This window comes from Streptomyces sp. NPDC048353 (genome assembly GCF_055587165.1).
Window position 1 is genome coordinate 424,730 of record NZ_JBVJGU010000002.1, and the last position, 23,250, is coordinate 447,979.

The window sequence follows — 23,250 nt, forward strand, 5'->3', positions numbered from 1 at the left end:
GCCCGTCCGGGTGACGGGCACCGGAGAGCGCGGACGACGGGACGGCCCCCCGCGCGTCGGGAGGTGGGGAAGAGGGAGACCACGGAGAGGGCGACCAGGGAGAGGGCGACCATGCCCCCGGAGAAGGATCCGGCGCGGATGCGCCGGCCGCCCCCGTCGGCGGGCCCTGCGGTTCGACAGGCGGTCCTGCGTAGTCAGCGAGCCGAGACCGCCGTACCGGCGTGTCCGAGCCGCCCCCGAAATCGATCACCGCGCCACCCTGGCACAGCTCCGGAGGCCGCCACCAGTCGCGCCTGGGTTATCCGTACATGCCCGGCATGCGGTGCGGGCGGGTGCGAAGACGGTGCGGAGGACCCGTGGGGATCGTGAGACTCTCCCGTTCGAAAACGTTCGACAGGGGTGGGGAACATGAGCGAGAAGGAACCGTCGGTCTCCGACGACGAGTGGGCCGCGATCGTCGAAGCCGCGCGGGCGGACGGCGTCGGGGTGGGGGTGCCGAAGGTGCGGCGGTGGAGGTTCCGGCGTGGGGGCGCGGGTGCTCCGCGGCGGGCCGCGCCCGCACGGACGCCGGTGCAGCCGGAAGGGTGGCGTACCGGGCCCGCCTGGCAGGAGATGAACGGGCGCGGCAAGGCCCGGCGCCAGGTGAAGGGCGTCATCGGGATGGTGCTGGTGGTCGCGCTCGGGCTCGTGGCGTTCCGGCCGGAGCTGCTGACCGACCGGCTTCCGGACGGCTGGCTCCCGGGTACGGAGACGACTCCGCTGGCCGCCGAGACCGCGCCGCCCTCCGCGGCGCCGGCGGCCGAGACGTTCCCCGACACCCCGACCCTGAAGGAGCCCTTCAAGGGCTCCCCGGCCCTGCGCTGGGCGGACGGGGCCGCGGGCATCGAACCGCCCCCGGCCAAGGCCGTCGGCTGGATGTCGAAGAAGCAGACGGCCGCGGCGCTCAAGCGGGCCAAGGGCTTCCTGGTCGCCGCGAACCTCGATCCGGCCGTGATCAAGGGCGGGAAGCCCACCGCCGCGCTCGCGCTCCTCGACCCGGAGCAGGGAGGTCTCCGGTCCGAGGTGGACACGTGGCTGGCCCACCCCACGGAGAAGGGGGACCCCACGCGGGTCTTCAGCCGCTTCGACCCGAGCGAGGTGCGGCTCGTGGGCCGCGTGGTGAAGCTCCGCGGGCGGATGACCGTGGAGGAGGGCAAGGGTAAGGACGCCGGCACGGTGCTGGTCCGCACCGACTACACCTTCGTCTACCCGCTGGTGAAGACCAGGCCGGGCGCCGACGAGGTGGCCCGGACGATCGTCCGCCGCGAGATCACGTTCAGCTTCGCCGAACCCGGCAGGTTCCGCGTGACGCCGGGCAAGCTGGGCATCTCGTACTGGCACTCGTCCATCGGCAACAGCACGTGCGACCGCGCGCCGGACGGCTTCCTCCACCCGACGTTCCCGGAGGACCTGCGCGCCCAGCCCGCCCCCGCGCCCTCCGGCCCCGCCACGGATCCCTACGACCGCAGCAAGAGCCTCGACGACCTGCCGGGGGAGTGCGGCACCGCCACCCGTACCTGATCGGACCGCCCGGGGCGGGCGGCGCCCACCGCGACCCTGCGTGTAGCCAGACGTGACGTGGGGTACAGTCTTCCGCCCCGATTGGCGGCCGGATGCCCCCGTATGGCAGACTGTCGGGGTTGCTCGGTTGAGTGCCGATGCTGCGCGCCTCCCGTCGGGAGGACCGGAAGCGAGTCCCACAGTACTCGTCGACCCCACGCGGGTCGGACGTACGGGAATCTTCTGGGAAGCGTCAGCGGGGTACCGACCAGGCACTCGGCGGGTGTTCTGCCCCCGGCTCGCGGTCCAGGGACCGCACCCCCTTGGTTGGGAAGTCTTACGGACTTCTGCGTAGAGGGAGTGCGACACGCCCGACCGCGTGGGTCGGAGGCGGAGTCAAGAGAAGCCCCGAGTTCCAGAGCGTTACGAGAGACAGGACTACTGAGTAGCCATGGCGGGACAGAAGATCCGCATCCGGCTCAAGGCCTACGACCACGAGGTCATCGACTCCTCGGCGAAGAAGATCGTCGAGACGGTGACCCGCACTGGTGCGTCGGTCGCGGGCCCGGTGCCGCTGCCCACTGAGAAGAACGTGTACTGCGTCATCAAGTCGCCGCACAAGTACAAGGACTCGCGCGAGCACTTCGAGATGCGCACGCACAAGCGCCTCATCGACATCCTCGACCCCACGCCGAAGACGGTCGACTCGCTCATGCGTCTCGACCTGCCGGCGGGCGTCGACATCGAGATCAAGCTCTGAGGTGACGCGCGAGATGGCAAAGAACATTAAGGGCGTCCTGGGCGAGAAGCTCGGCATGACCCAGGTCTGGGACGAGAACAACCGGGTCGTCCCGGTGACCGTCGTCAAGGCCGGGCCGTGCGTCGTCACCCAGGTGCGCACCAACGACATCGACGGCTACGAGTCGGTCCAGATCGCCTTCGGCGAGATCGACCCGCGCAAGGTGAACAAGCCCCTCAAGGGTCACTTCGCCAAGGCAGACGTCACCCCGCGCCGCCACCTGGTGGAGCTTCGTACCGCTGACGCCAGCGAGTACACGCTCGGCCAGGAGATCACCGCCGCCGTGTTCGAGTCGGGCGTCAAGGTCGACGTCACCGGCAAGAGCAAGGGCAAGGGCTTCGCCGGTGTCATGAAGCGTCACAACTTCAAGGGCCTCGGCGCCGGTCACGGCACGCAGCGCAAGCACCGCTCCCCCGGTTCCATCGGTGGCTGCGCCACTCCGGGCCGTGTGTTCAAGGGCCTCCGGATGGCTGGCCGTATGGGCAACGAGCGGGTCACCACCCAGAACCTGACCGTCCACGCCGTTGACGCGGAGAAGGGTCTGCTGCTCATCAAGGGCGCGGTCCCCGGCCCGAACGGTGGCCTCGTCCTGGTCCGTACCGCGGCCAAGGGGGTTTGAGGAACCGATGAGCACCATTGACATCCTTTCGCCGGCAGGCGACAAGGCCGGGACCGTCGAGCTCCCCGCGGAGATCTTCGACGCCAAGACCAGCGTTCCGCTGATCCACCAGGTCGTCGTCGCCCAGCTGGCCGCTGCCCGTCAGGGCACGCACAAGACCAAGCGCCGTGGCGAAGTCCGCGGTGGTGGCAAGAAGCCTTACCGCCAGAAGGGCACCGGCCGCGCGCGCCAGGGTTCGACCCGTGCGCCGCAGTTCGCCGGCGGTGGCGTCGTCCACGGCCCCGTGCCGCGTGACTACTCGCAGCGCACCCCGAAGAAGATGAAGGCCGCCGCCCTGCGCGGTGCCCTCTCGGACCGGGCGCGCCACTCCCGCATCCACGTCGTCACCGGCGTGGTCGAGGGTGAGGTCTCCACCAAGGCCGCGAAGACGCTGTTCGGCAAGATCTCGGAGCGCAAGAACCTGCTCCTGGTCGTCGACCGCGCCGACGAGGCCGCGTGGCTCTCCGCCCGCAACCTGCCCCAGGTTCACATCCTGGAGCCGGGCCAGCTCAACACGTACGACGTGATCGTCTCCGACGACGTGGTCTTCACCAAGGCCGCCTTCGAGTCCTTCGTGTCTGGCCCCCAGACCGCTGAGACCGAAGGGAGCGAGGCCTGATGTCCGAGGCCACGATCACCAGCAAGACCTTCACGGACCCGCGTGACATCCTCGTCAAGCCGGTTGTCTCCGAGAAGAGCTACGCCCTGCTCGACGAGAACAAGTACACGTTCATCGTGGCGCCCGGCTCCAACAAGACCCAGATCAAGCAGGCCGTCGAGGCGGTCTTCTCGGTCAAGGTCACCGGGGTCAACACGATCAACCGTCAGGGCAAGCGCAAGCGCACCCGCACCGGTTTCGGTAAGCGCGCCAACACCAAGCGCGCCATCGTCACCCTTGCCGAGGGCAACCGTATCGACATCTTCGGCGGCCCGACCTCCTGACGGAGGTCGAGTCGTCCGGAATCGGACGAGGACTGAGAAATGGGAATCCGCAAGTACAAGCCGACTACGCCGGGCCGCCGTGGCTCCTCCGTAGCCGACTTCGTCGAGATCACGCGGTCCACGCCGGAGAAGTCGCTGGTCCGCCCCCTGCACAGCAAGGGCGGCCGTAACAACACCGGTCGTGTGACTGTCCGTCACCAGGGCGGTGGCCACAAGCGCGCCTACCGCGTGATCGACTTCCGTCGTCACGACAAGGACGGCGTGCCGGCCAAGGTCGCTCACATCGAGTACGACCCCAACCGCACCGCGCGCATCGCGCTGCTCCACTACGCGGACGGCGAGAAGCGCTACATCATCGCCCCGAAGAACCTGTCGCAGGGTGACCGGGTCGAGAACGGCCCCGGCGCCGACATCAAGCCCGGCAACAACCTGGCCCTCCGTAACATCCCGGTCGGTACCACGATCCACGCGATCGAGCTCCGTCCCGGCGGTGGCGCCAAGTTCGCCCGTTCCGCGGGTGCCTCCGTGCAGCTGCTGGCGAAGGAGGGCACGATGGCCCACCTTCGTATGCCGTCCGGTGAGATCCGTCTGGTCGACGCCCGCTGCCGCGCCACTGTTGGCGAGGTCGGCAACGCCGAGCAGTCGAACATCAACTGGGGCAAGGCCGGCCGCAAGCGCTGGCTGGGCGTTCGCCCGACCGTTCGCGGTGTGGCGATGAACCCGGTCGACCACCCGCACGGTGGTGGTGAGGGCAAGACCTCCGGTGGTCGCCACCCGGTCTCCCCGTGGGGTCAGAAGGAGGGTCGTACTCGCTCGCCGAAGAAGGCTTCGAGCAAGTACATCGTCCGCCGCCGCAAGACGAACAAGAAGCGCTAGGAGCGGGTTTAGATGCCGCGCAGTCTCAAGAAGGGACCCTTCGTCGACGGACACCTCGTAAAGAAGGTGGACGTACAGAACGAAGCCGGTACCAAGAACGTCATCAAGACCTGGTCCCGTCGCTCGATGATCATCCCGGCCATGCTCGGCCACACGATCGCGGTGCACAACGGCAAGACCCACATTCCGGTGTTTGTCACCGAGTCGATGGTCGGCCACAAGCTCGGCGAGTTCTCGCCGACGCGCACCTTCCGGGGTCACGTGAAGGACGACCGGAAGTCGAAGCGCCGCTAGTAGCGGGGTGGAATGACCATGACAGACACTGGAAGGACAACCATGGAAGCCAGGGCCCAGGCGCGGTACATCCGCGTCACGCCCATGAAGGCCCGCCGCGTGGTGGACCTTATCCGTGGCATGGACGCCACGGAGGCTCAGGCGGTCCTGCGTTTCGCCCCGCAGGCCGCGAGCGTGCCGGTTGGCAAGGTGCTGGACAGCGCCATCGCCAACGCTGCACACAACTACGACCACACGGACGCCTCTTCGCTGGTCATCAGCGAGGCGTACGTGGATGAGGGCCCGACCCTGAAGCGGTTCCGTCCGCGTGCCCAGGGCCGTGCCTACCGGATCCGTAAGCGGACCAGCCACATCACCGTGGTCGTCAGCAGCAAGGAAGGAACCCGGTAATGGGCCAGAAGGTTAACCCGCATGGGTTCCGGCTCGGCATCACCACGGACTTCAAGTCCCGTTGGTACGCCGACAAGCTGTACAAGGACTACGTCAAGGAAGACGTCGCCATCCGTCGGATGATGACGTCCGGCATGGAGCGCGCCGGCATCTCGAAGGTTGAGATCGAGCGCACCCGTGACCGCGTGCGGGTGGACATCCACACCGCGCGTCCCGGCATCGTCATCGGCCGCCGTGGCGCCGAGGCCGACCGCATCCGCGGCGACCTCGAGAAGCTCACGGGCAAGCAGGTCCAGCTGAACATCCTCGAGGTCAAGAACCCCGAGATGGACGCTCAGCTGGTCGCCCAGGCCGTTGCCGAGCAGCTCTCCTCCCGCGTCTCCTTCCGTCGCGCCATGCGTAAGAGCATGCAGGGCACGATGAAGGCCGGCGCCAAGGGCATCAAGATCCAGTGCGGCGGCCGTCTCGGCGGCGCCGAGATGTCCCGCTCGGAGTTCTACCGCGAGGGTCGTGTGCCCCTGCACACGCTCCGCGCGAACGTCGACTACGGCTTCTTCGAGGCCAAGACCACCTTCGGTCGCATCGGCGTGAAGGTCTGGATCTACAAGGGCGACGTCAAGAACATCGCCGAGGTCCGCGCCGAGAACGCTGCGGCCCGTGCGGGTAACCGCCCGGCCCGTGGTGCCGGCGCTGGCGACCGTCCCGCCGGCCGTGGTGGCCGCGGTGGCGAGCGTGGCGGCCGCGGCCGCAAGCCGCAGCAGCAGTCCGCGCCGGCTGCCGAGGCCCCCAAGGCCGACGCTCCCGCCGCCGCTGCCGCTCCGGCTGAGAGCACCGGAACGGAGGCCTGACCGAAATGCTGATCCCCCGTAGGGTCAAGCACCGCAAGCAGCACCACCCCAAGCGCTCGGGTATGAGCAAGGGTGGTACGCAGGTTGCGTTCGGCGAGTACGGCATTCAGGCCCTCACGCCGGCGTACGTGACCAACCGCCAGATCGAGGCGGCCCGTATCGCGATGACCCGCCACATCAAGCGTGGCGGCAAGGTCTGGATCAACATCTACCCGGACCGCCCGCTGACCAAGAAGCCTGCCGAGACCCGCATGGGTTCCGGTAAGGGTTCGCCGGAGTGGTGGATCGCGAACGTCAAGCCCGGTCGGGTGATGTTCGAGCTGTCCTACCCGAACGAGAAGATCGCGCGTGAGGCCCTGACTCGTGCCGCCCACAAGCTGCCGATGAAGTGCAAGATCGTCAAGCGCGAGGCAGGTGAGCTGTGATGTCGGCCGGTACCAAGGCGTCCGAGCTGCGCGAGCTGGGCAACGAGGAGCTTCTCAACAAGCTCCGCGAGGCCAAGGAAGAGCTGTTCAACCTCCGCTTCCAGGCGGCGACGGGCCAGCTCGAGAACCACGGTCGGCTCAAGTCCGTCCGTAAGGACATCGCCCGGATCTACACCCTGATGCGTGAGCGCGAGCTGGGCATCGAGACGGTGGAGAACGCCTGATGAGCGAGAACAATGTGACTGAGCAGAAGACCGAGCGCAACGCCCGCAAGGTCCGCGAGGGCCTGGTCGTCAGCGACAAGATGGACAAGACCGTCGTCGTCGCCGTCGAGGACCGCGTCAAGCACGCGCTGTACGGCAAGGTCATCCGCCGTACGAACAAGCTCAAGGCTCACGACGAGCAGAACGCTGCCGGCGTCGGCGACCGCGTCCTCCTGATGGAGACCCGGAAGCTGTCCGCCTCGAAGCACTGGCGCGTCGTCGAGATCCTCGAGAAGGCCAAGTAATTACCTGAGGGGTTTCCTTCAGGTCAGTTCCGCCAGGCTCGGCGAGGGGCTCCGGTAACGGACCCCTCGCCGGGAACCGGCAGACAAACAGGAGATAGACGTGATCCAGCAGGAGTCGCGACTGCGTGTCGCCGACAACACTGGTGCCAAGGAGATCCTTTGCATCCGTGTTCTCGGTGGTTCCGGTCGCCGCTACGCGGGCATCGGTGACGTCATCGTCGCCACCGTCAAGGACGCGATCCCCGGTGGCAACGTGAAGAAGGGTGACGTCGTCAAGGCGGTCATCGTTCGCACCGTCAAGGAGCGCCGCCGCCAGGACGGCTCGTACATCCGCTTCGACGAGAACGCCGCCGTCATTCTGAAGAACGACGGCGACCCTCGCGGCACCCGTATCTTCGGCCCGGTGGGCCGTGAGCTGCGCGAGAAGAAGTTCATGAAGATCATCTCGCTCGCGCCGGAGGTGCTGTAAGCATGAAGATCAAGAAGGGCGACCTGGTCCAGGTCATCACCGGTAAGGACAAGGGCAAGCAGGGCAAGGTCATCGCGGCCTTCCCCCGCGAGGACCGTGTCCTGGTCGAGGGTGTCAACCGGGTCAAGAAGCACACCAAGGCCGGCCCCCAGCAGGCCGGTGGCATCGTCACGACCGAGGCGCCGGTCCACGTGAGCAACGTTCAGCTCGTCGTGGAGAAGGACGGCAAGAAGGTCGTCACGCGTGTCGGTTACCGCTTCGACGACGAGGGCAACAAGATCCGCGTTGCCAAGCGGACGGGTGAGGACATCTGATGGCTACCACCACCACTCCGCGTCTCAAGACGAAGTACCGCGAGGAGATCGCGGGCAAGCTGCGTGAGGAGTTCTCGTACGAGAACGTCATGCAGGTTCCCGGCCTCGTCAAGATCGTGGTCAACATGGGTGTGGGCGACGCCGCCCGCGACTCCAAGCTGATCGATGGCGCCATCCGCGACCTCACCACGATCACCGGTCAGAAGCCGGCCGTCACCAAGGCCCGCAAGTCCATCGCGCAGTTCAAGCTGCGTGAGGGACAGCCGATCGGTGCCCACGTCACCCTCCGTGGCGACCGCATGTGGGAGTTCCTGGACCGCACCCTGTCGCTCGCGCTTCCGCGCATCCGCGACTTCCGTGGTCTGTCCCCCAAGCAGTTCGACGGGCGTGGCAACTACACCTTCGGTCTCACGGAGCAGGTCATGTTCCACGAGATCGACCAGGACAAGATCGACCGTGTCCGGGGTATGGACATCACCGTGGTCACCACGGCGACCAACGACGCTGAGGGCCGTGCCCTTCTCCGTCACCTCGGCTTCCCGTTCAAGGAGGCGTAAGCGAGATGGCGAAGAAGGCTCTCATCGCGAAGGCTGCCCGCAAGCCCAAGTTCGGTGTGCGTGCGTACACGCGCTGCCAGCGCTGCGGCCGTCCCCACTCCGTGTACCGCAAGTTCGGCCTGTGCCGCGTGTGCCTTCGTGAGATGGCTCACCGTGGCGAGCTGCCGGGCGTGACCAAGAGCTCCTGGTAATCCCCTTCATCAGGGATTCCGGAGTCTCTCGGTAAGCAGAGGGTTGCAGAGGCCCACCTCTCCATGGCTTAGGCTAGGAGGGTTGGGCGTCTGCGCCCGTACGACTTACTACGCCGTAGGTCCCCGCGCCGCACCCGTCCCGCCCCTGTGTGGGGAGAGGGATGGCGCATACAGGAAACCCCGGCGAGAGAGGCCGAAGGCCAATTCATGACCATGACTGATCCGATCGCGGACATGCTGACTCGTCTGCGTAACGCGAACTCGGCATACCACGACACCGTGACGATGCCGCACAGCAAGATCAAGTCTCACATCGCGGAAATCCTCCAGCAGGAGGGCTTCATCACGGGCTGGAAGGTCGAGGACGCCGAAGTCGGCAAGAACCTCGTCCTCGAGCTCAAGTTCGGTCCGAACCGTGAGCGCTCCATCGCGGGCATCAAGCGGATCTCGAAGCCGGGCCTCCGTGTTTACGCGAAGTCCACCAACCTGCCGAAGGTCCTCGGCGGCCTGGGCGTGGCGATCATCTCCACGTCCCACGGTCTCCTGACCGGCCAGCAGGCAGGCAAGAAGGGCGTAGGTGGGGAAGTCCTCGCCTACGTCTGGTAGTCGGGAACGGAGGAATAGCTAATGTCGCGTATTGGCAAGCTGCCTATCCAGGTTCCCGCCGGTGTGGACGTCACCATCGAGGGCCGCACGGTCACGGTGAAGGGTTCCAAGGGCACCCTGAGCCACACCGTCGCCGCGCCGATCGAGATCGTGAAGGGTGAGGACGGCGTTCTGAACGTCACCCGCCCCAACGACGAGCGTCAGAACAAGGCCCTCCACGGCCTGTCCCGCACGCTGGTGGCCAACATGATCACCGGTGTGACCCAGGGATACATCAAGGCGCTCGAGATCAGCGGTGTCGGTTACCGCGTCGCCGCGAAGGGCTCCAACCTGGAGTTCCAGCTCGGCTACAGCCACCCGATCCTGGTCGAGGCGCCCGAAGGCATCTCGTTCAAGGTCGAGTCGCCGACCAAGTTCTCGGTCGAGGGCATCGACAAGCAGAAGGTCGGCGAAGTCGCCGCCAACATCCGCAAGCTTCGCAAGCCCGACCCCTACAAGGCCAAGGGCGTGAAGTATGCGGGTGAGGTCATCCGCCGCAAGGTCGGAAAGGCTGGTAAGTAAGCCATGGCATACGGTGTGAAGATCGCCAAGGGCGACGCCTACAAGGGCGCCGCCAAGAAGCGCCGCCACATCCGCATCCGCAAGAACGTGTCGGGTACGGCGGAGCGTCCGCGCCTCGTCGTGACGCGTTCCAACCGCGGTATCACCGCTCAGGTCATCGACGACCTCAAGGGTCACACCCTTGCGTCGGCGTCGACCCTGGACGCGTCGATCCGCGGCGGCGAGGGTGACAAGTCCGCGCAGGCCAAGCAGGTCGGTTCCCTGGTCGCCGAGCGCGCCAAGGCCGCCGGTGTCGAGGCTGTCGTGTTCGACCGTGGTGGCAACAGGTACGCCGGGCGCATTGCCGCTCTGGCTGACGCCGCCCGCGAAGCCGGGCTGAAGTTCTAAGCCCCGGTTCCGGGACTAACGGACGTAACAGAGAGAGGTAATCCAATGGCTGGACCCCAGCGCCGCGGAAGCGGTGCCGGTGGCGGCGAGCGGCGGGACCGGAAGGGCCGCGACGGTGGCGCTGCCGCCGAGAAGACCGCGTACGTTGAGCGCGTTGTCGCGATCAACCGCGTCGCCAAGGTTGTCAAGGGTGGTCGCCGCTTCAGCTTCACCGCGCTGGTCGTGGTGGGCGACGGTGACGGCACGGTAGGTGTCGGTTACGGCAAGGCCAAGGAAGTTCCCGCGGCCATCGCCAAGGGTGTCGAGGAAGCCAAGAAGAACTTCTTCAAGGTTCCGCGCATCCAGGGCACCATCCCTCACCCGATCCAGGGCGAGAAGGCCGCGGGCGTCGTCCTGCTCAAGCCGGCTTCCCCCGGTACCGGTGTGATCGCCGGTGGCCCGGTGCGCGCCGTGCTCGAGTGCGCCGGCGTTCACGACATCCTGTCGAAGTCGCTCGGCTCCGACAACGCGATCAACATCGTGCACGCGACCGTGGCGGCCCTCAAGGGCCTGCAGCGTCCCGAGGAGATCGCGGCTCGCCGTGGTCTGCCCCTCGAGGACGTCGCCCCCGCGGCTCTGCTCCGTGCGCGTGCTGGGGCGGGTGCGTAATGGCTCGCCTCAAGGTCACGCAGACGAAGTCGTACATCGGCAGCAAGCAGAACCACCGCGACACCCTGCGTTCGCTCGGGCTCAAGCGCCTGGGCGACGTGGTTGTCAAGGAGGACCGCCCCGAGTTCCGCGGCATGGTGCACACCGTCCGCCACCTCGTGACGGTTGAGGAGGTTGACTGACATGGCGGAGAACAACCCGCTGAAGGCCCACAACCTCCGGCCTGCCCCGGGCGCCAAGACCGCCAGGACCCGTGTGGGTCGTGGTGAGGCGTCCAAGGGTAAGACCGCTGGTCGTGGTACCAAGGGCACCAAGGCCCGTTACCAGGTTCCGCAGCGCTTCGAGGGCGGGCAGATGCCCCTCCACATGCGTCTGCCGAAGCTGAAGGGCTTCAAGAACCCGTTCCGCACCGAGTACCAGGTCGTGAACCTGGACAAGCTCGGCGCTCTCTACCCCGAGGGTGGAGAGGTCACGGTGGCCGACCTGGTCGCCAAGGGCGCGGTGCGCAAGAACAGCCTCGTCAAGGTGCTCGGCGCCGGTGAGGTCTCCGTGGCGCTGCAGGTGACGGTCGACGCCGTCTCCGGCTCCGCCAAGGAGAAGATCGCCGCCGCCGGCGGCACCGTCACCGAGCTCGTCTGAGACGACTCGATGGCCTGAACATCCGACCGGGGATGCCTCCCAAAAGGGGCATCCCCGGTTGGTCGTTCCTAGGGGGGCATGGTCGCCGGTAAGGTGGCGTGCACTGTCTAGGCTCCGTGCGGTATGCCCGCACGGATTTCGTGACCGTTACCTATTCGTCGAACCTCAAGACCGTCACCTCACGCGCGTAACGCGGGGGTCGCAGGAGGCACCGTGCTTACCGCGTTCGCCCGGGCGTTCAAGACGCCCGACCTGCGCAAGAAGCTGCTCTTCACGCTCGGCATCATCGTGCTGTACCGGCTCGGGGCGCACATCCCCGTCCCCGGCGTCAGCTACGAGGCCGTCCAGCAGTGTGTCGACCAGGCCAGCCAGGGCAACAACTCCTTGTTCGGCCTGGTGAACATGTTCAGTGGCGGGGCGCTGCTGCAGATCACCATCTTCGCGCTCGGCATCATGCCGTACATCACGGCGAGCATCATCCTGCAGCTGCTGACCGTCGTGATCCCGCGGCTCGAGGCCCTCAAGAAGGAGGGACAGTCCGGCACCGCCAAGATCACGCAGTACACGCGGTACCTGACGATCGCGCTCGCCGTCCTCCAGGGCACCGGCCTCGTCGCCACGGCCAAGAGCGGTGCGCTGTTCAGCGGCTGCACGGTGGCCAGTCAGGTCGTTCCGGACCCGTCCATCTTCACCATCGCCACGATGGTCATCACGATGACCGCCGGTACCGCCCTCGTCATGTGGCTCGGTGAGCTGATCACCGACCGCGGCATCGGCAACGGCATGTCCATCCTGATGTTCATCTCGATCGCCGCCGGCTTCCCGGGCGCCCTGTGGGCCATCAAGGAGAGCGGCAAGCTCGCCAAGGGCTGGATCGAGTTCGGCACCGTCATCCTGATCGGCTTCGTGATGGTGGCCCTCGTCGTCTTCGTCGAGCAGGCCCAGCGCCGCATCCCGGTGCAGTACGCGAAGCGGATGATCGGCCGCAGGTCCTACGGCGGAACGTCCACATACATCCCGCTCAAGGTGAACCAGGCAGGTGTGATTCCTGTCATCTTCGCCTCGTCGCTGCTCTACATCCCGGCCCTCGTCGCGCAGTTCTCGAGCTCCACCTCGGGGTGGAAGACCTGGATCGAAGCCCACTTCGTCAAGGGTGACCACCCCTACTACATCGCTACGTACTTCCTCCTGATCGTGTTCTTCGCCTTCTTCTACGTGGCGATCTCGTTCAACCCCGAGGAAGTCGCGGACAACATGAAGAAGTATGGTGGCTTCATCCCGGGTATCCGGGCTGGTCGACCTACTGCCGAGTATCTGAGCTACGTGCTCAACCGGATCACTTGGCCGGGCTCGCTGTATCTGGGTCTGATCGCTCTTGTGCCGACGATGGCGTTGGCAGGCTTCGGTGGCGCCAATGCCAACTTCCCCTTCGGTGGGACGAGCATCCTCATCATCGTGGGTGTGGGGCTGGAGACCGTGAAGCAGATCGAGAGCCAGCTCCAGCAGCGTAATTACGAAGGGTTCCTCCGCTGATGCGAATCGTCCTCGTCGGACCGCCCGGGGCCGGTAAGGGTACGCAGGCCGCGTTCCTTGCCAAGAACCTGGACATCCCGCACATCTCCACGGGTGACCTGTTCCGCGCCAACATCAGTCAGGGCACGGAGCTGGGCGTGAAGGCCAAGGCGTTCATGGACGCCGGCGACCTCGTGCCCGACGAGGTGACCATCGGGATGGCCAAGGACCGCATGGAGCAGTCGGACGCCGCCAACGGCTTCCTGCTCGACGGCTTCCCGCGCAACGTGGCCCAGGCCGAGGCGCTGGACGTGGTCCTGAAGGCCGAGGACATGCAGCTCGACGCGGTCCTGGACCTGGAGGTCCCCGAGGACGAGGTCGTGAAGCGGATCGCGGGCCGCCGCATCTGCCGCAACGACAGCGCGCACGTCTTCCACGTCACGTACACCCCGCCGAAGGCCGAGGGCGTGTGTGACGTGTGCGGTGGCGAGCTCTACCAGCGCGACGACGACTCCGAGGAGACCGTCCGCCGGCGCCTGGAGGTCTACCACACGCAGACCGAGCCGATCATCGACTACTACCGGGCGCAGAACCTGGTCGTGACGATCTCGGCGCTCGGCAAGGTGGACGAGGTCACCGCGAAGGCGATGGCCGCGCTCAAGAAGTAACCCCCGGTTCGTGCGATACGGCCGCGGTGCCCCTCGGGGCGCCGCGGCCGTATCGTTGTTCCGACGACCCGTACTCGATGGAAAGGCCCCCGTCACGATGGTGCAGATCAAGACCCCCGAGCAGATCGCGAAGATGCGCGAGGCGGGGCTGGTCGTCGCCGCCATCCATGCGGCGACCCGTGAGGCGGCCGTTCCGGGCGCCACGACGAAGGACCTGGACGAGGTCGCCCGCAAGGTGATCGCGGACCACGGCGCGAAGTCGAACTTCCTGGGGTACGGAGGCTTCCCCGCGACGATCTGCACCTCGGTGAACGAGGTCGTCGTCCACGGCATCCCCGACGAGAAGACCGTCCTGAAGGACGGGGACATCATCTCGATCGACTGCGGCGCGATCATCGACGGCTGGCACGGGGACGCGGCCTACACCGCCTTCGTGGGCTCGGGGCACGCCCCGGAGCTGATCGAGCTCTCCCGGGTCACCGAGGAGTCGATGTGGGCCGGCATCGCCGCCATGCGGAACGGCAACCGGCTGGTGGACATCTCGCGCGCCATCGAGACGTACATCCGCCGCCAGCCGAAGCCCGGCGGCGGCAAGTACGGCATCGTCGAGGACTACGGCGGCCACGGCATCGGGACCGAGATGCACATGGACCCCCACCTGCTGAACTACGTCGCCCGCAAGCGCGGCAAGGGCCCGAAGCTGGTCCCCGGCTTCTGTCTGGCGATCGAGCCGATGGTCTCCCTGGGTACGCCCCGCACGGAGGTCCTGAGCGACGACTGGACGGTCATCACCACCGACGGGACCTGGTCCTCCCACTGGGAGCACTCGGTCGCCCTGACGGAGGAGGGCCCGCTCGTCCTGACCGCCCCCGACGGCGGCAAGGCGAAGCTGGCGTCGCTGGGCGTGACCGCGGCGCCCGACCCGCTGGCGTAGCCGGGGCCCGCGGGCGCCCGGAGCGCCTGCATGGTCGCCGCGGTTCCGGGGATTCTGCGGCGTGGCTCCTTGCGTAAGGATCTTGCCGGGTGGGCAAACTTCCCGGATTCGTCTTTTCCAAGGGGCTGTCGTAGACTGATGCGTCGGCTCTCGTGTACCCGTGTGTCCTCACCCGGAGCGAGAGTCGATCAAGGTAGCCGATTCGAAAGGCGAAGCGTGGCCAAGAAGCAAGGTGCCATCGAAATCGAGGGCACCGTGATCGAGTCCCTCCCGAACGCCATGTTCAAGGTGGAGCTCCAGAACGGTCACAAGGTCCTCGCGCACATCTCCGGCAAGATGCGGATGCACTACATCCGAATCCTTCCGGACGACCGGGTCGTCGTGGAGCTTTCTCCCTACGACCTGACGCGTGGCCGGATCGTCTACCGATACAAGTAGATCTTGCCCGCACCCCGCATCTTCCGTGCGCGGGTGGTGGCACTGACCCGGAGAACCTCACATCCCATGAAGGTCAAGCCGAGCGTCAAGAAGATCTGCGACAAGTGCAAGGTGATCCGCCGTCACGGCCGGGTCATGGTCATCTGCGACAACCTGCGCCACAAGCAGCGCCAGGGCTGACGCACGCCGACCGACCTGCACCTCCGCAGTTCTTCGCGCGACGCAAGCAAACGTACATACGCAGAGCCCGCCCAGCCCGCAAGGGCCGGCGGCACCTCCGGCGGGGGCCGGGGACCCGTTACGTACCACCTCTCAGCAGAGAGGTCGGCGGATCGGGAGCGGCTCTGTGTAAGACCCCCGAGCACACAGGAGCCATTGAATGGCACGCGTTTCCGGTGTCGACATCCCGCGTGAAAAGCGCGTGGAGATCGCACTCACCTACGTCTTCGGTATCGGGCGCACCCGGTCCAAGGAGATCCTCGCCTCCACCGGCGTGAACCCGAACACCCGCGTTCGTGACCTGGCCGAAGAGGACCTGGTCAAGATCCGCGAGTACGTGGACGCCAACCTCCAGACCGAGGGTGACCTCCGCCGCGAGATCCAGGCCGACATCCGCCGCAAGGTCGAGATCGGCTGCTACCAGGGTCTGCGTCACCGTCGTGGCCTTCCGGTCCACGGCCAGCGCACCAGCACGAACGCCCGTACCCGCAAGGGCCCGCGTCGCGCCATCGCCGGTAAGAAGAAGCCGGGCAAGAAGTAGTCCTCAGCGGACGCTTGACCACACGGTCTTCGCTGTAGGACCGACCACCTCCCGTAGGAGATATAGATGCCCCCCAAGGGTCGTCAGGGCGCTGCCAAGAAGGTGCGCCGCAAGGAAAAGAAGAACGTCGCTCACGGCCACGCGCACATCAAGAGCACGTTCAACAACACGATCGTCTCGATCACGGACCCCTCGGGCAACGTGATCTCCTGGGCCTCCGCCGGCCACGTCGGCTTCAAGGGCTCGCGCAAGTCCACCCCCTTCGCCGCGCAGATGGCCGCCGAGTCGGCCGCCCGCCGCGCGCAGGAGCACGGCATGCGCAAGGTCGACGTCTTCGTGAAGGGTCCGGGCTCCGGCCGCGAGACCGCGATCCGTTCCCTCCAGGCCACGGGCCTCGAGGTCGGTTCGATCCAGGACGTCACCCCGACGCCGCACAACGGCTGCCGTCCCCCCAAGCGCCGTCGCGTCTGATCTCGGCGACCGCTGCTTGACCTGAGTACGGGCGGTACGCCTCGCAAGAGACGTACCGCCCGTACCCTTGCAGTACGCAGTATCTGTCGGACGTCAAATAGTGGGCGTCCACAACCGAAGGATTCACACCATGCTGATCGCTCAGCGTCCCTCGCTGACCGAAGAGGTCGTCGACGAATTCCGCTCGCGGTTCGTCATCGAGCCCCTGGAGCCGGGCTTCGGCTACACGCTCGGCAACAGCCTCCGTCGTACGCTCCTCTCCTCGATCCCGGGTGCGGCCGTCACGTCCATCCGCATCGACGGTGTCCTGCACGAGTTCACCACCGTGCCGGGCGTCAAGGAGGACGTCACCGACCTCATCCTCAACATCAAGCAGCTGGTCGTCTCCTCGGAGCACGACGAGCCGGTCGTGATGTACCTGCGCAAGCAGGGCCCCGGCCTGGTCACCGCCGCCGACATCGCGCCCCCGGCCGGTGTCGAGGTGCACAACCCCGACCTAGTCCTCGCCACGCTCAACGGCAAGGGCAAGCTGGAGATGGAGCTGACCGTCGAGCGCGGTCGCGGCTACGTCTCCGCCGTGCAGAACAAGCAGCTGGGCCAGGAGATCGGCCGCATCCCGGTCGACTCCATCTACTCCCCGGTGCTCAAGGTCACGTACAAGGTCGAGGCGACCCGTGTCGAGCAGCGCACCGACTTCGACAAGCTGATCGTCGACGTCGAGACCAAGCAGGCCATGCGGCCGCGTGACGCCATGGCGTCCGCCGGCAAGACCCTGGTCGAGCTGTTCGGTCTGGCGCGCGAGCTCAACATCGACGCCGAGGGCATCGACATGGGCCCGTCCCCCACGGACGCCGCCCTCGCCGCCGACCTGGCGCTGCCGATCGAGGAGCTCGAGCTCACCGTTCGTTCGTACAACTGCCTCAAGCGCGAGGGCATCCACTCCGTGGGTGAGCTCGTGGCGCGCTCCGAGGCCGACCTGCTCGACATCCGCAACTTCGGTGCGAAGTCGATCGACGAGGTCAAGGCGAAGCTGGCCGGCATGGGCCTGGCCCTCAAGGACAGCCCGCCCGGATTCGACCCGACCGCCGCCGCCGACGCCTTCGGCGCCGACGACGACGCGGACGCGGGCTTCGTCGAGACCGAGCAGTACTAGGTCGTATTTCGAAAGTCCCGTCTGGCCGGGAACGCTACTTTCGAAACACGCCCAGCCCCACCGGCGGGCCGGGTCTCCTCGGAGGCCCGGCCTCGTCGCGGTGACACGCCTTCCGGGCCGTTCGCGGCCCGGGCCTCCGGCTCCGGCCGGATCTCCGTCGGGCAGACGCCCGCGCGGACACTGACACCGGTACCTCATACGGCCGGTGCAGATCACAAGGAGAAACACCATGCCGCGTCCCACCAAGGGTGCCCGCCTCGGCGGCAGCGCCGCTCACGAGCGTCTGCTCCTCGCCAACCTGGCGAAGTCGCTCTTCGAGCACGGCCGCATCACGACGACCGAGGCCAAGGCCCGCCGCCTGCGTCCGGTCGCCGAGCGCCTGATCACCAAGGCGAAGAAGGGCGACATCCACAACCGTCGCCTGGTGCTGCAGACGATCACCGACAAGGGCATCGTCCACACCCTCTTCACCGAGATCGCGCCGCGCTACTCCGAGCGCCCGGGTGGCTACACCCGTATCACCAAGATCGGCAACCGTCGTGGCGACAACGCCCCGATGGCCGTGATCGAGCTGGTCGAGGGCGAGATCGCCAAGAAGGCGACCGTCGCCGAGGCCGAGGCCGCCACCAAGCGTGCGGTCAAGGAGGACGAGGCCAAGGTCGAGGAGACCAAGGCCGAGGACACCACCGAGGCTCCGGCCGAGGAGGCGAAGGACGCGTAAGCGTTCTTCCGTTTTTCTCGTGGGCGGGCCCGTACCCCTGGGGTACGGGCCCGCTCCCGTACGCAGAGGGTTTCGAGAGGGAGCAGCGCGTGAGCGACGACGTGCAGGCCGGGTTCGTACGCATCCGGCTCGACCTGTCCTACGACGGCAAGGACTTCTCCGGCTGGGCCAAGCAGCCCCGGGGGCAGCGGACCGTACAGGGTGACATCGAGGAGGCCCTGAAGACGGTGACCCGCTCCACGGAGACGTACGAGCTGACGGTCGCCGGCCGCACCGACGCCGGAGTGCACGCGCGGGGCCAGGTCGCCCATGTCGACCTGCCCGTCGAGCTGTGGGCCGAGCACCGGGAGAAGCTGCTGCGCCGGCTCGCCGGACGGCTGCGGCACGACGTCCGGGTATGGCGGCTCACCGAGGCGCCCGCCGGGTTCAACGCCCGGTTCTCCGCCGTCTGGCGCCGCTACGCCTACCGCGTCACCGACAACCCCGGCGGGGTCGACCCGCTGCTGCGCGGCCATGTCCTGTGGCACGACTGGGCCCTCGACATGGACGCCATGAACGCCGCCGCCGAGCGGCTGGTGGGGGAGCACGACTTCGCCGCGTACTGCAAGAGGCGCGAGGGCGCCACGACCATCCGCACGCTCCAGGAGCTGCGCTGGGAGCGGCGGCCCGGCGGGGTGCTGGAGGCGACCGTGAAGGCGGACGCCTTCTGCCACAACATGGTCCGTTCGCTGGTGGGCGCGCTGCTGTTCGTGGGCGACGGGCACCGGCCGGTGGAGTGGCCCGCGAAGGTGCTCGCGGCGGGGGTGCGGGACTCGGCCGTGCACGTCGTACGGCCGCACGGGCTGACGCTCGAAGAGGTCGGCTACCCGGCGGACGAGCTGCTGGCCGCCCGGAACCTGGAGGCCCGCAACAAGCGGACCCTGCCCGGAAGCGGCTGCTGCTGACGTCGCCCGGGCGCCGCCGTCACTCCCCGGGCGCGCCGGCCGCCGCCGCGGCCTGGGTGCGGCCGCGGGCGTAGATCTGGTTGAAGGCGAAGCTGCCCAGGTCGTCGCTGGTCTGGTAGATGGCCTTGTCCTTCGCCGCCGAGGTGACCTTCTTGCCGCTGGTGTAGCCGGCCTGCGTGAAGTAGGCGTACCGGCCGATGGCGTTGGTGCGGCGCAGGCAGACGGTGGCGCGGCAGAAGTCGGCGACCCCGGAGCCGGCCAGCGGGGCGATGCCGCCCTGGGCCTGCCCCTTCGCCTTCAGCGCCTCCGCCTCGGTGGAGAAGACGGCGACGCCGACCGTGATGGCGACCCCGTCCTTCACATAGGTGGCGCGCAGCACGCGGTCGCAGCCGTTCCTCTTCAGGACCGAGCCCAGGGCGCCCTGGGTGACGCTCGCGCACGAGGTCGTGGAGGAGGTCGCGCCCTTGGTGTAGGCGCGGCCGTTCATCGTGAACTTCTTGCCCGGGAAGAGGCCCTCGGCGCTCAGCGGCGCCTTGTCCTTCCTCTCGTCGGAGATGAAGTCCATCGGGTCCGGCGGGGGCGGCGGCGCCACGGAGGAGAAGGTCGGCTCCGGCGTGGGGGAGCCGTCGGCGGTCGCGGCGCCGGTGGGGGTGGTGCCGCCGTTCTTGGCGGTGTCGTCACCGCCGCCGCCCACGACGGCGGCCGCGACGATCGCGCCGACCGCGAGCGTCGCCAGCGCGCCGCCGCCGATCATCAGCCGGCGCTTGCGGCGGCCGCGCGCCGCCGAGGCGTCGGCGAGGGCGCCCCAGTCCGGCGTGTCCCCGCCCTGGGCCCCCGGGAACGGGTCCGGCCGCTGACCGTACGACGGCTGCCCGTACGACTCCTGCCGGTAGGGCTGCTGTCCGAACGGGTCGTGTCCGGTCCCGTCCTGCCCGTAGGGCCGCTGCCCGTACGGATCATGTCCGTACGGGTCCTGTCCCCGCTCGTCCTGCCCGTGCGACGGCTGCCCGAACGGCTGCGGCCGCGGCTCCTGCGGTTCCTGCGGCCACTGCGGCCCCCCAAAGCTCATGCCGCGCATCCTAAACCGGTTGGGAGACGGCGGTACGGGCGGCGACAATGCCCTCCATGGGACATGTCGAGGCCGCGCATCTGGAGTACTACCTTCCGGACGGGAGGGTGCTGCTCGCCGACGCCTCCTTCCGGGTGGGCGAGGGCGCTGTGGTCGCCCTCGTCGGCGCCAACGGCGCCGGGAAGACCACGCTGCTCCGGATGATCGCCGGTGAGCTGCAGCCGCACGGCGGCACGGTCACCGTCAGCGGCGGACTCGGCGTCATGCCGCAGTTCGTCGGCTCGGTCCGCGACGAACGCACGGTCCGCGACCTGCTGGTCTCCGTGGCCCAGCCGCGGATCCGCGAGGCGGCGAAGGCGGTCGACGAGGCCGAGCACCTGATCATGACCGTCGACGACGAGGCCGCCCAGATGCGGTACGCGCAGGCGCTCAGCGACTGGGCCGAGGTCCAGGGGTACGAGGCCGAGACCCTCTGGGACATGTGCACGACGGCGGCGCTGGGCGTCCCGTACGAGAAGGCGCAGTTCCGCGAGGTGCGCACCCTCAGCGGCGGCGAGCAGAAGCGGCTGGTCCTGGAGTCGCTGCTGCGCGGCACCGACGAGGTGCTGCTCCTCGACGAGCCGGACAACTATCTGGACGTCCCCGGCAAGCGGTGGCTGGAGGAGCGGCTGCGGGAGACCCGTAAGACCGTGCTCTTCATCTCCCACGACCGGGAGCTGCTCGCCCGGGCCGCCCAGAAGATCGTCGCGGTCGAGCCGGGACCGGCCGGCTCGGACGTCTGGGTGCACGGCGGCGGCTTCGCGACCTTCCACGAAGCGCGGCGGGAGCGGTTCGCCCGGTTCGAGGAGCTGAAGCGGCGCTGGGAGGAGAAGCACGCGCAGCTGAAGAAGCTGGTGGTCACCCTGCGGCAGGCGGCCGCGGTCAGCCACGAGCTGGCCTCCCGCTACGCCGCCGCCCAGACGCGGCTGCGGAAGTTCGAGGAGGCCGGGCCGCCGCCGGAGCCGCCGCGCGAGCAGGACATCCGGATGCGGCTGCGCGGTGGCCGGACCGGGGTGCGCGCGGTGACCTGCGAGAACCTGGAGCTGACCGGTCTGATGAAGCCGTTCTCGCTGGAGATCTTCTACGGCGAGCGGGTCGGCGTCCTCGGCTCCAACGGCTCGGGCAAGTCGCACTTCCTGCGGCTGCTCGCCGGGGACCCGTCGGTCGCCCACACGGGCACGTGGAAGCTGGGCGCGCGGGTCGTCCCCGGCCACTTCGCCCAGACCCACGCCCATCCGGAGCTGCAGGGCCGGACCCTCGTGGACATCCTCTGGTCGGAGCACGCCAAGGACCGCGGCGGGGCGATGTCGGTGCTGCGCCGCTACGAACTGGAGGGCCAGGGCGACCAGCCCTTCGAGAAGCTCTCCGGCGGCCAGCAGGCCCGCTTCCAGATCCTGCTCCTGGAGCTGTCGGGCACGACGGCGCTCCTCCTCGACGAGCCGACGGACAACCTGGACCTGGAGTCTGCGGAGGCCCTCCAGGACGGGCTGGAGTCGTACGACGGGACGGTCCTGGCCGTCACGCACGACCGGTGGTTCGCCAAGACCTTCGACCGGTTCCTGGTCTTCGGCTCGGACGGGGTCGTACGCGAGTCGACGGAGCCGGTGTGGGACGAGCGGCGGGTGGACCGGGCACGGTAGGTCGGCGCGTTTTGACCCCTCCGGGGTGCCGCGGGTACTGTTGCGGTTTGTTATGCGTAGTGGCTTCGTCGTTCTCCGGCGAGGGCCCTTGCGCAGGTTCCCTGGAGCAGTTACCAGTGGCTCGCATACGGGCAGTGCGTCCCGGCAGTGCAGGCCCCAGCTGCATGATCGCTTCAGGTGTGTCTGGACTCCATCCACTGAAGAAGCGAAGGCTACGAAGTGCGTACGTACAGCCCTAAGCCCGGCGATGTCACTCGCCAGTGGCACATCATCGACGCGCGGGACGTTGTCCTGGGTCGTCTGGCGACCACGGCTGCGAACCTCCTCCGAGGCAAGCACAAGCCGATCTACGCCCCCCACATGGACATGGGCGATTTCGTCATCATCATCAACGCCGACAAGGTTCACCTGTCCGGCAACAAGAAGACCCAGAAGCTGGCCTACCGCCACTCCGGCTTCCCGGGTGGTCTGCGCTCCGTCCGTTACGACGAGCTGCTGGCCAAGAACCCCGAGAAGGCCGTCGAGAAGGCCATCAAGGGCATGATCCCCAAGAACACCCTGGGCCGTCAGATGCTCTCGAAGCTGAAGGTCTACGCGGGCGAGAACCACCCGCACGCTGCTCAGCAGCCGGTCCCGTTCGAGATCACCCAGGTCGCGCAGTAGTTCCGGCCACCCCCTAAGACGAAAAGAAATCTGAGGAGCATCGTGGCCGAGACCACTGTTGAGAACCCCATCGAGGGCGAGGAGACCTACGCCGAGGTCACCACCTTCGAGTCCGAGGCGCCCGTCGAGGGCGAGTACACCTCGGAGTCCGCGGCGTCCCGCTTCGGCGACCCGCAGCCGGCCGCCGGCCTGGGCCGTCGCAAGAACGCCATCGCCCGCGTCCGGATCGTCCCGGGCACCGGCAAGTGGAAGATCAACGGTCGCACCCTTGAGGACTACTTCCCCAACAAGGTGCACCAGCAGGAAGTCAACGAGCCCTTCAAGGTGCTCGAGCTCGACAACCGCTACGACGTCATCGCCCGCATCGCGGGTGGCGGCGTGTCCGGTCAGGCCGGCGCCCTGCGCCTCGGCGTGGCCCGCGCGCTGAACGAGGCGGACGTGGAGAACAACCGCGGCGCCCTGAAGAAGGCCGGCTTCCTCTCCCGCGACGACCGTGCGGTCGAGCGCAAGAAGGCCGGTCTCAAGAAGGCCCGTAAGGCCCCGCAGTACAGCAAGCGCTAAATCGCCTGCTCGGCCTGCTCGTACGT

The 23,250-nt window shown here is 67.7% G+C and carries 36 protein-coding genes; 35 read left to right on the plus strand and 1 reads right to left on the minus strand.

What is annotated here, in order from left to right; all coding sequences use genetic code 11:
- Window positions 1-408: 408 nt before the first annotated feature.
- The 32 genes from ACZ6RC_RS07315 (at window position 409) to truA (ending at window position 19,252) form a co-directional block, all read left to right on the plus strand.
- A complete protein-coding gene (locus ACZ6RC_RS07315) occupies window positions 409-1,560 on the plus strand; it encodes a hypothetical protein (RefSeq protein WP_469579880.1) in 1,152 nt (383 codons plus the stop codon).
- Between the two features lie 430 nt (window positions 1,561-1,990).
- The gene (rpsJ, locus tag ACZ6RC_RS07320) at window positions 1,991-2,299 is read left to right on the plus strand and encodes a 30S ribosomal protein S10 (protein ID WP_003948644.1); all 309 of its coding nucleotides are present in this window, start codon (window positions 1,991-1,993) and stop codon (window positions 2,297-2,299) included.
- Window positions 2,300-2,312: 13 nt separating this feature from the next.
- On the plus strand, window positions 2,313-2,957 hold the full coding sequence (rplC, locus tag ACZ6RC_RS07325) for a 50S ribosomal protein L3 (RefSeq protein ID WP_147980750.1): 645 nt from the start codon (window positions 2,313-2,315) through the stop codon (window positions 2,955-2,957).
- A gap of 7 nt (window positions 2,958-2,964) precedes the next feature.
- Window positions 2,965-3,615, plus strand: a complete 651-nt coding sequence (gene rplD / locus ACZ6RC_RS07330; protein ID WP_158989419.1) for a 50S ribosomal protein L4 — start codon at window positions 2,965-2,967, stop codon at window positions 3,613-3,615.
- Window positions 3,615-3,938 (plus strand): 50S ribosomal protein L23, encoded by a 324-nt coding sequence (gene rplW / locus ACZ6RC_RS07335; RefSeq protein WP_355105121.1) that lies wholly within the window; start codon window positions 3,615-3,617, stop codon window positions 3,936-3,938. Before rplD ends, rplW begins: the two co-directional genes overlap by 1 nt.
- 39 nt (window positions 3,939-3,977) lie before the next feature.
- Window positions 3,978-4,814 carry a 50S ribosomal protein L2 gene (gene rplB / locus ACZ6RC_RS07340; protein ID WP_391144198.1) on the plus strand — a complete coding sequence of 279 codons (837 nt, stop codon included), beginning with the start codon at window positions 3,978-3,980 and terminating at the stop codon, window positions 4,812-4,814.
- A gap of 12 nt (window positions 4,815-4,826) precedes the next feature.
- Entirely contained in the window at window positions 4,827-5,108 is a 282-nt protein-coding gene (gene rpsS / locus ACZ6RC_RS07345; RefSeq protein ID WP_024755409.1) for a 30S ribosomal protein S19, read from the plus strand.
- A gap of 42 nt (window positions 5,109-5,150) precedes the next feature.
- Window positions 5,151-5,498 (plus strand): 50S ribosomal protein L22, encoded by a 348-nt coding sequence (gene rplV / locus ACZ6RC_RS07350; protein ID WP_004571827.1) that lies wholly within the window; start codon window positions 5,151-5,153, stop codon window positions 5,496-5,498.
- The gene (gene rpsC, locus ACZ6RC_RS07355) at window positions 5,498-6,346 is read left to right on the plus strand and encodes a 30S ribosomal protein S3 (protein WP_017239578.1); all 849 of its coding nucleotides are present in this window, start codon (window positions 5,498-5,500) and stop codon (window positions 6,344-6,346) included. The genes rplV and rpsC overlap by 1 nt, the downstream gene beginning before the upstream one ends.
- A 5-nt stretch (window positions 6,347-6,351) precedes the next feature.
- On the plus strand, window positions 6,352-6,771 hold the full coding sequence (gene rplP, locus ACZ6RC_RS07360) for a 50S ribosomal protein L16 (RefSeq protein WP_015035580.1): 420 nt from the start codon (window positions 6,352-6,354) through the stop codon (window positions 6,769-6,771).
- Complete coding sequence (rpmC, locus tag ACZ6RC_RS07365; RefSeq protein ID WP_017239580.1) at window positions 6,771-6,995, plus strand: 50S ribosomal protein L29; 225 nt, start codon at window positions 6,771-6,773, stop codon at window positions 6,993-6,995. Before rplP ends, rpmC begins: the two co-directional genes overlap by 1 nt.
- The gene (gene rpsQ, locus ACZ6RC_RS07370; protein WP_158989424.1) at window positions 6,995-7,279 is read left to right on the plus strand and encodes a 30S ribosomal protein S17; all 285 of its coding nucleotides are present in this window, start codon (window positions 6,995-6,997) and stop codon (window positions 7,277-7,279) included. The genes rpmC and rpsQ overlap by 1 nt, the downstream gene beginning before the upstream one ends.
- 100 nt (window positions 7,280-7,379) lie before the next feature.
- Window positions 7,380-7,748: a 50S ribosomal protein L14 gene (gene rplN, locus ACZ6RC_RS07375; RefSeq protein ID WP_003956455.1), complete on the plus strand. Its 369-nt coding sequence runs from the start codon at window positions 7,380-7,382 to the stop codon at window positions 7,746-7,748.
- Window positions 7,749-7,750: 2 nt separating this feature from the next.
- Window positions 7,751-8,062 (plus strand): 50S ribosomal protein L24, encoded by a 312-nt coding sequence (gene rplX, locus ACZ6RC_RS07380; protein ID WP_391144204.1) that lies wholly within the window; start codon window positions 7,751-7,753, stop codon window positions 8,060-8,062.
- Window positions 8,062-8,619, plus strand: coding sequence for a 50S ribosomal protein L5 (gene rplE / locus ACZ6RC_RS07385; RefSeq protein ID WP_147987686.1), 558 nt, complete (start codon window positions 8,062-8,064; stop codon window positions 8,617-8,619). The genes rplX and rplE overlap by 1 nt, the downstream gene beginning before the upstream one ends.
- Before the next feature lie 5 nt (window positions 8,620-8,624).
- Window positions 8,625-8,810: a type Z 30S ribosomal protein S14 gene (locus ACZ6RC_RS07390; protein WP_003956452.1), complete on the plus strand. Its 186-nt coding sequence runs from the start codon at window positions 8,625-8,627 to the stop codon at window positions 8,808-8,810.
- A gap of 207 nt (window positions 8,811-9,017) precedes the next feature.
- A complete protein-coding gene (rpsH, locus tag ACZ6RC_RS07395; RefSeq protein WP_030209003.1) occupies window positions 9,018-9,416 on the plus strand; it encodes a 30S ribosomal protein S8 in 399 nt (132 codons plus the stop codon).
- Window positions 9,417-9,437: 21 nt separating this feature from the next.
- Complete coding sequence (rplF, locus tag ACZ6RC_RS07400) at window positions 9,438-9,977, plus strand: 50S ribosomal protein L6 (protein ID WP_391144208.1); 540 nt, start codon at window positions 9,438-9,440, stop codon at window positions 9,975-9,977.
- 3 nt (window positions 9,978-9,980) lie between these two features.
- Entirely contained in the window at window positions 9,981-10,364 is a 384-nt protein-coding gene (rplR, locus tag ACZ6RC_RS07405) for a 50S ribosomal protein L18 (protein ID WP_056651228.1), read from the plus strand.
- Window positions 10,365-10,409: 45 nt separating this feature from the next.
- Entirely contained in the window at window positions 10,410-11,012 is a 603-nt protein-coding gene (rpsE, locus tag ACZ6RC_RS07410; RefSeq protein WP_017239585.1) for a 30S ribosomal protein S5, read from the plus strand.
- A complete protein-coding gene (gene rpmD, locus ACZ6RC_RS07415; protein ID WP_041130781.1) occupies window positions 11,012-11,194 on the plus strand; it encodes a 50S ribosomal protein L30 in 183 nt (60 codons plus the stop codon). Before rpsE ends, rpmD begins: the two co-directional genes overlap by 1 nt.
- A 1-nt stretch (window position 11,195) precedes the next feature.
- Complete coding sequence (gene rplO, locus ACZ6RC_RS07420; protein ID WP_391144213.1) at window positions 11,196-11,651, plus strand: 50S ribosomal protein L15; 456 nt, start codon at window positions 11,196-11,198, stop codon at window positions 11,649-11,651.
- Window positions 11,652-11,864: 213 nt separating this feature from the next.
- Complete coding sequence (gene secY / locus ACZ6RC_RS07425; RefSeq protein ID WP_391144215.1) at window positions 11,865-13,184, plus strand: preprotein translocase subunit SecY; 1,320 nt, start codon at window positions 11,865-11,867, stop codon at window positions 13,182-13,184.
- Window positions 13,184-13,831: an adenylate kinase gene (locus ACZ6RC_RS07430; RefSeq protein ID WP_391144216.1), complete on the plus strand. Its 648-nt coding sequence runs from the start codon at window positions 13,184-13,186 to the stop codon at window positions 13,829-13,831. Before secY ends, ACZ6RC_RS07430 begins: the two co-directional genes overlap by 1 nt.
- Before the next feature lie 97 nt (window positions 13,832-13,928).
- Window positions 13,929-14,765, plus strand: coding sequence for a type I methionyl aminopeptidase (gene map / locus ACZ6RC_RS07435; RefSeq protein WP_391144219.1), 837 nt, complete (start codon window positions 13,929-13,931; stop codon window positions 14,763-14,765).
- 216 nt (window positions 14,766-14,981) lie between these two features.
- Window positions 14,982-15,203: a translation initiation factor IF-1 gene (infA, locus tag ACZ6RC_RS07440; protein ID WP_003956442.1), complete on the plus strand. Its 222-nt coding sequence runs from the start codon at window positions 14,982-14,984 to the stop codon at window positions 15,201-15,203.
- A gap of 66 nt (window positions 15,204-15,269) precedes the next feature.
- Window positions 15,270-15,383, plus strand: a complete 114-nt coding sequence (gene rpmJ / locus ACZ6RC_RS07445; protein WP_003956441.1) for a 50S ribosomal protein L36 — start codon at window positions 15,270-15,272, stop codon at window positions 15,381-15,383.
- 199 nt (window positions 15,384-15,582) lie between these two features.
- Complete coding sequence (gene rpsM, locus ACZ6RC_RS07450) at window positions 15,583-15,963, plus strand: 30S ribosomal protein S13 (protein ID WP_365718491.1); 381 nt, start codon at window positions 15,583-15,585, stop codon at window positions 15,961-15,963.
- A 66-nt stretch (window positions 15,964-16,029) separates the two neighbouring features.
- Window positions 16,030-16,434 (plus strand): 30S ribosomal protein S11, encoded by a 405-nt coding sequence (rpsK, locus tag ACZ6RC_RS07455; RefSeq protein ID WP_003956432.1) that lies wholly within the window; start codon window positions 16,030-16,032, stop codon window positions 16,432-16,434.
- Between the two features lie 130 nt (window positions 16,435-16,564).
- The gene (locus ACZ6RC_RS07460; RefSeq protein ID WP_069171149.1) at window positions 16,565-17,587 is read left to right on the plus strand and encodes a DNA-directed RNA polymerase subunit alpha; all 1,023 of its coding nucleotides are present in this window, start codon (window positions 16,565-16,567) and stop codon (window positions 17,585-17,587) included.
- 229 nt (window positions 17,588-17,816) lie between these two features.
- Window positions 17,817-18,308, plus strand: coding sequence for a 50S ribosomal protein L17 (gene rplQ / locus ACZ6RC_RS07465; RefSeq protein ID WP_391144222.1), 492 nt, complete (start codon window positions 17,817-17,819; stop codon window positions 18,306-18,308).
- Between the two features lie 89 nt (window positions 18,309-18,397).
- Window positions 18,398-19,252 carry a tRNA pseudouridine(38-40) synthase TruA gene (gene truA, locus ACZ6RC_RS07470; RefSeq protein ID WP_469579887.1) on the plus strand — a complete coding sequence of 285 codons (855 nt, stop codon included), beginning with the start codon at window positions 18,398-18,400 and terminating at the stop codon, window positions 19,250-19,252.
- 19 nt (window positions 19,253-19,271) lie between these two features.
- Here the strand turns inward: truA and ACZ6RC_RS07475 are convergent, their stop codons facing one another.
- Window positions 19,272-20,321, minus strand: a complete 1,050-nt coding sequence (locus ACZ6RC_RS07475) for a hypothetical protein (RefSeq protein WP_469579889.1) — start codon at window positions 20,319-20,321, stop codon at window positions 19,272-19,274.
- A gap of 56 nt (window positions 20,322-20,377) precedes the next feature.
- Between ACZ6RC_RS07475 and ACZ6RC_RS07480 the strand changes: the two genes are divergently transcribed.
- The 3 genes from ACZ6RC_RS07480 (at window position 20,378) to rpsI (ending at window position 23,224) form a co-directional block, all read left to right on the plus strand.
- A complete protein-coding gene (locus ACZ6RC_RS07480) occupies window positions 20,378-22,000 on the plus strand; it encodes an ABC-F family ATP-binding cassette domain-containing protein (RefSeq protein WP_391144230.1) in 1,623 nt (540 codons plus the stop codon).
- A gap of 219 nt (window positions 22,001-22,219) precedes the next feature.
- Window positions 22,220-22,663, plus strand: a complete 444-nt coding sequence (gene rplM / locus ACZ6RC_RS07485) for a 50S ribosomal protein L13 (RefSeq protein WP_391144232.1) — start codon at window positions 22,220-22,222, stop codon at window positions 22,661-22,663.
- Between the two features lie 42 nt (window positions 22,664-22,705).
- Window positions 22,706-23,224: a 30S ribosomal protein S9 gene (gene rpsI / locus ACZ6RC_RS07490; protein WP_391144234.1), complete on the plus strand. Its 519-nt coding sequence runs from the start codon at window positions 22,706-22,708 to the stop codon at window positions 23,222-23,224.
- Window positions 23,225-23,250 lie beyond the last annotated feature (26 nt).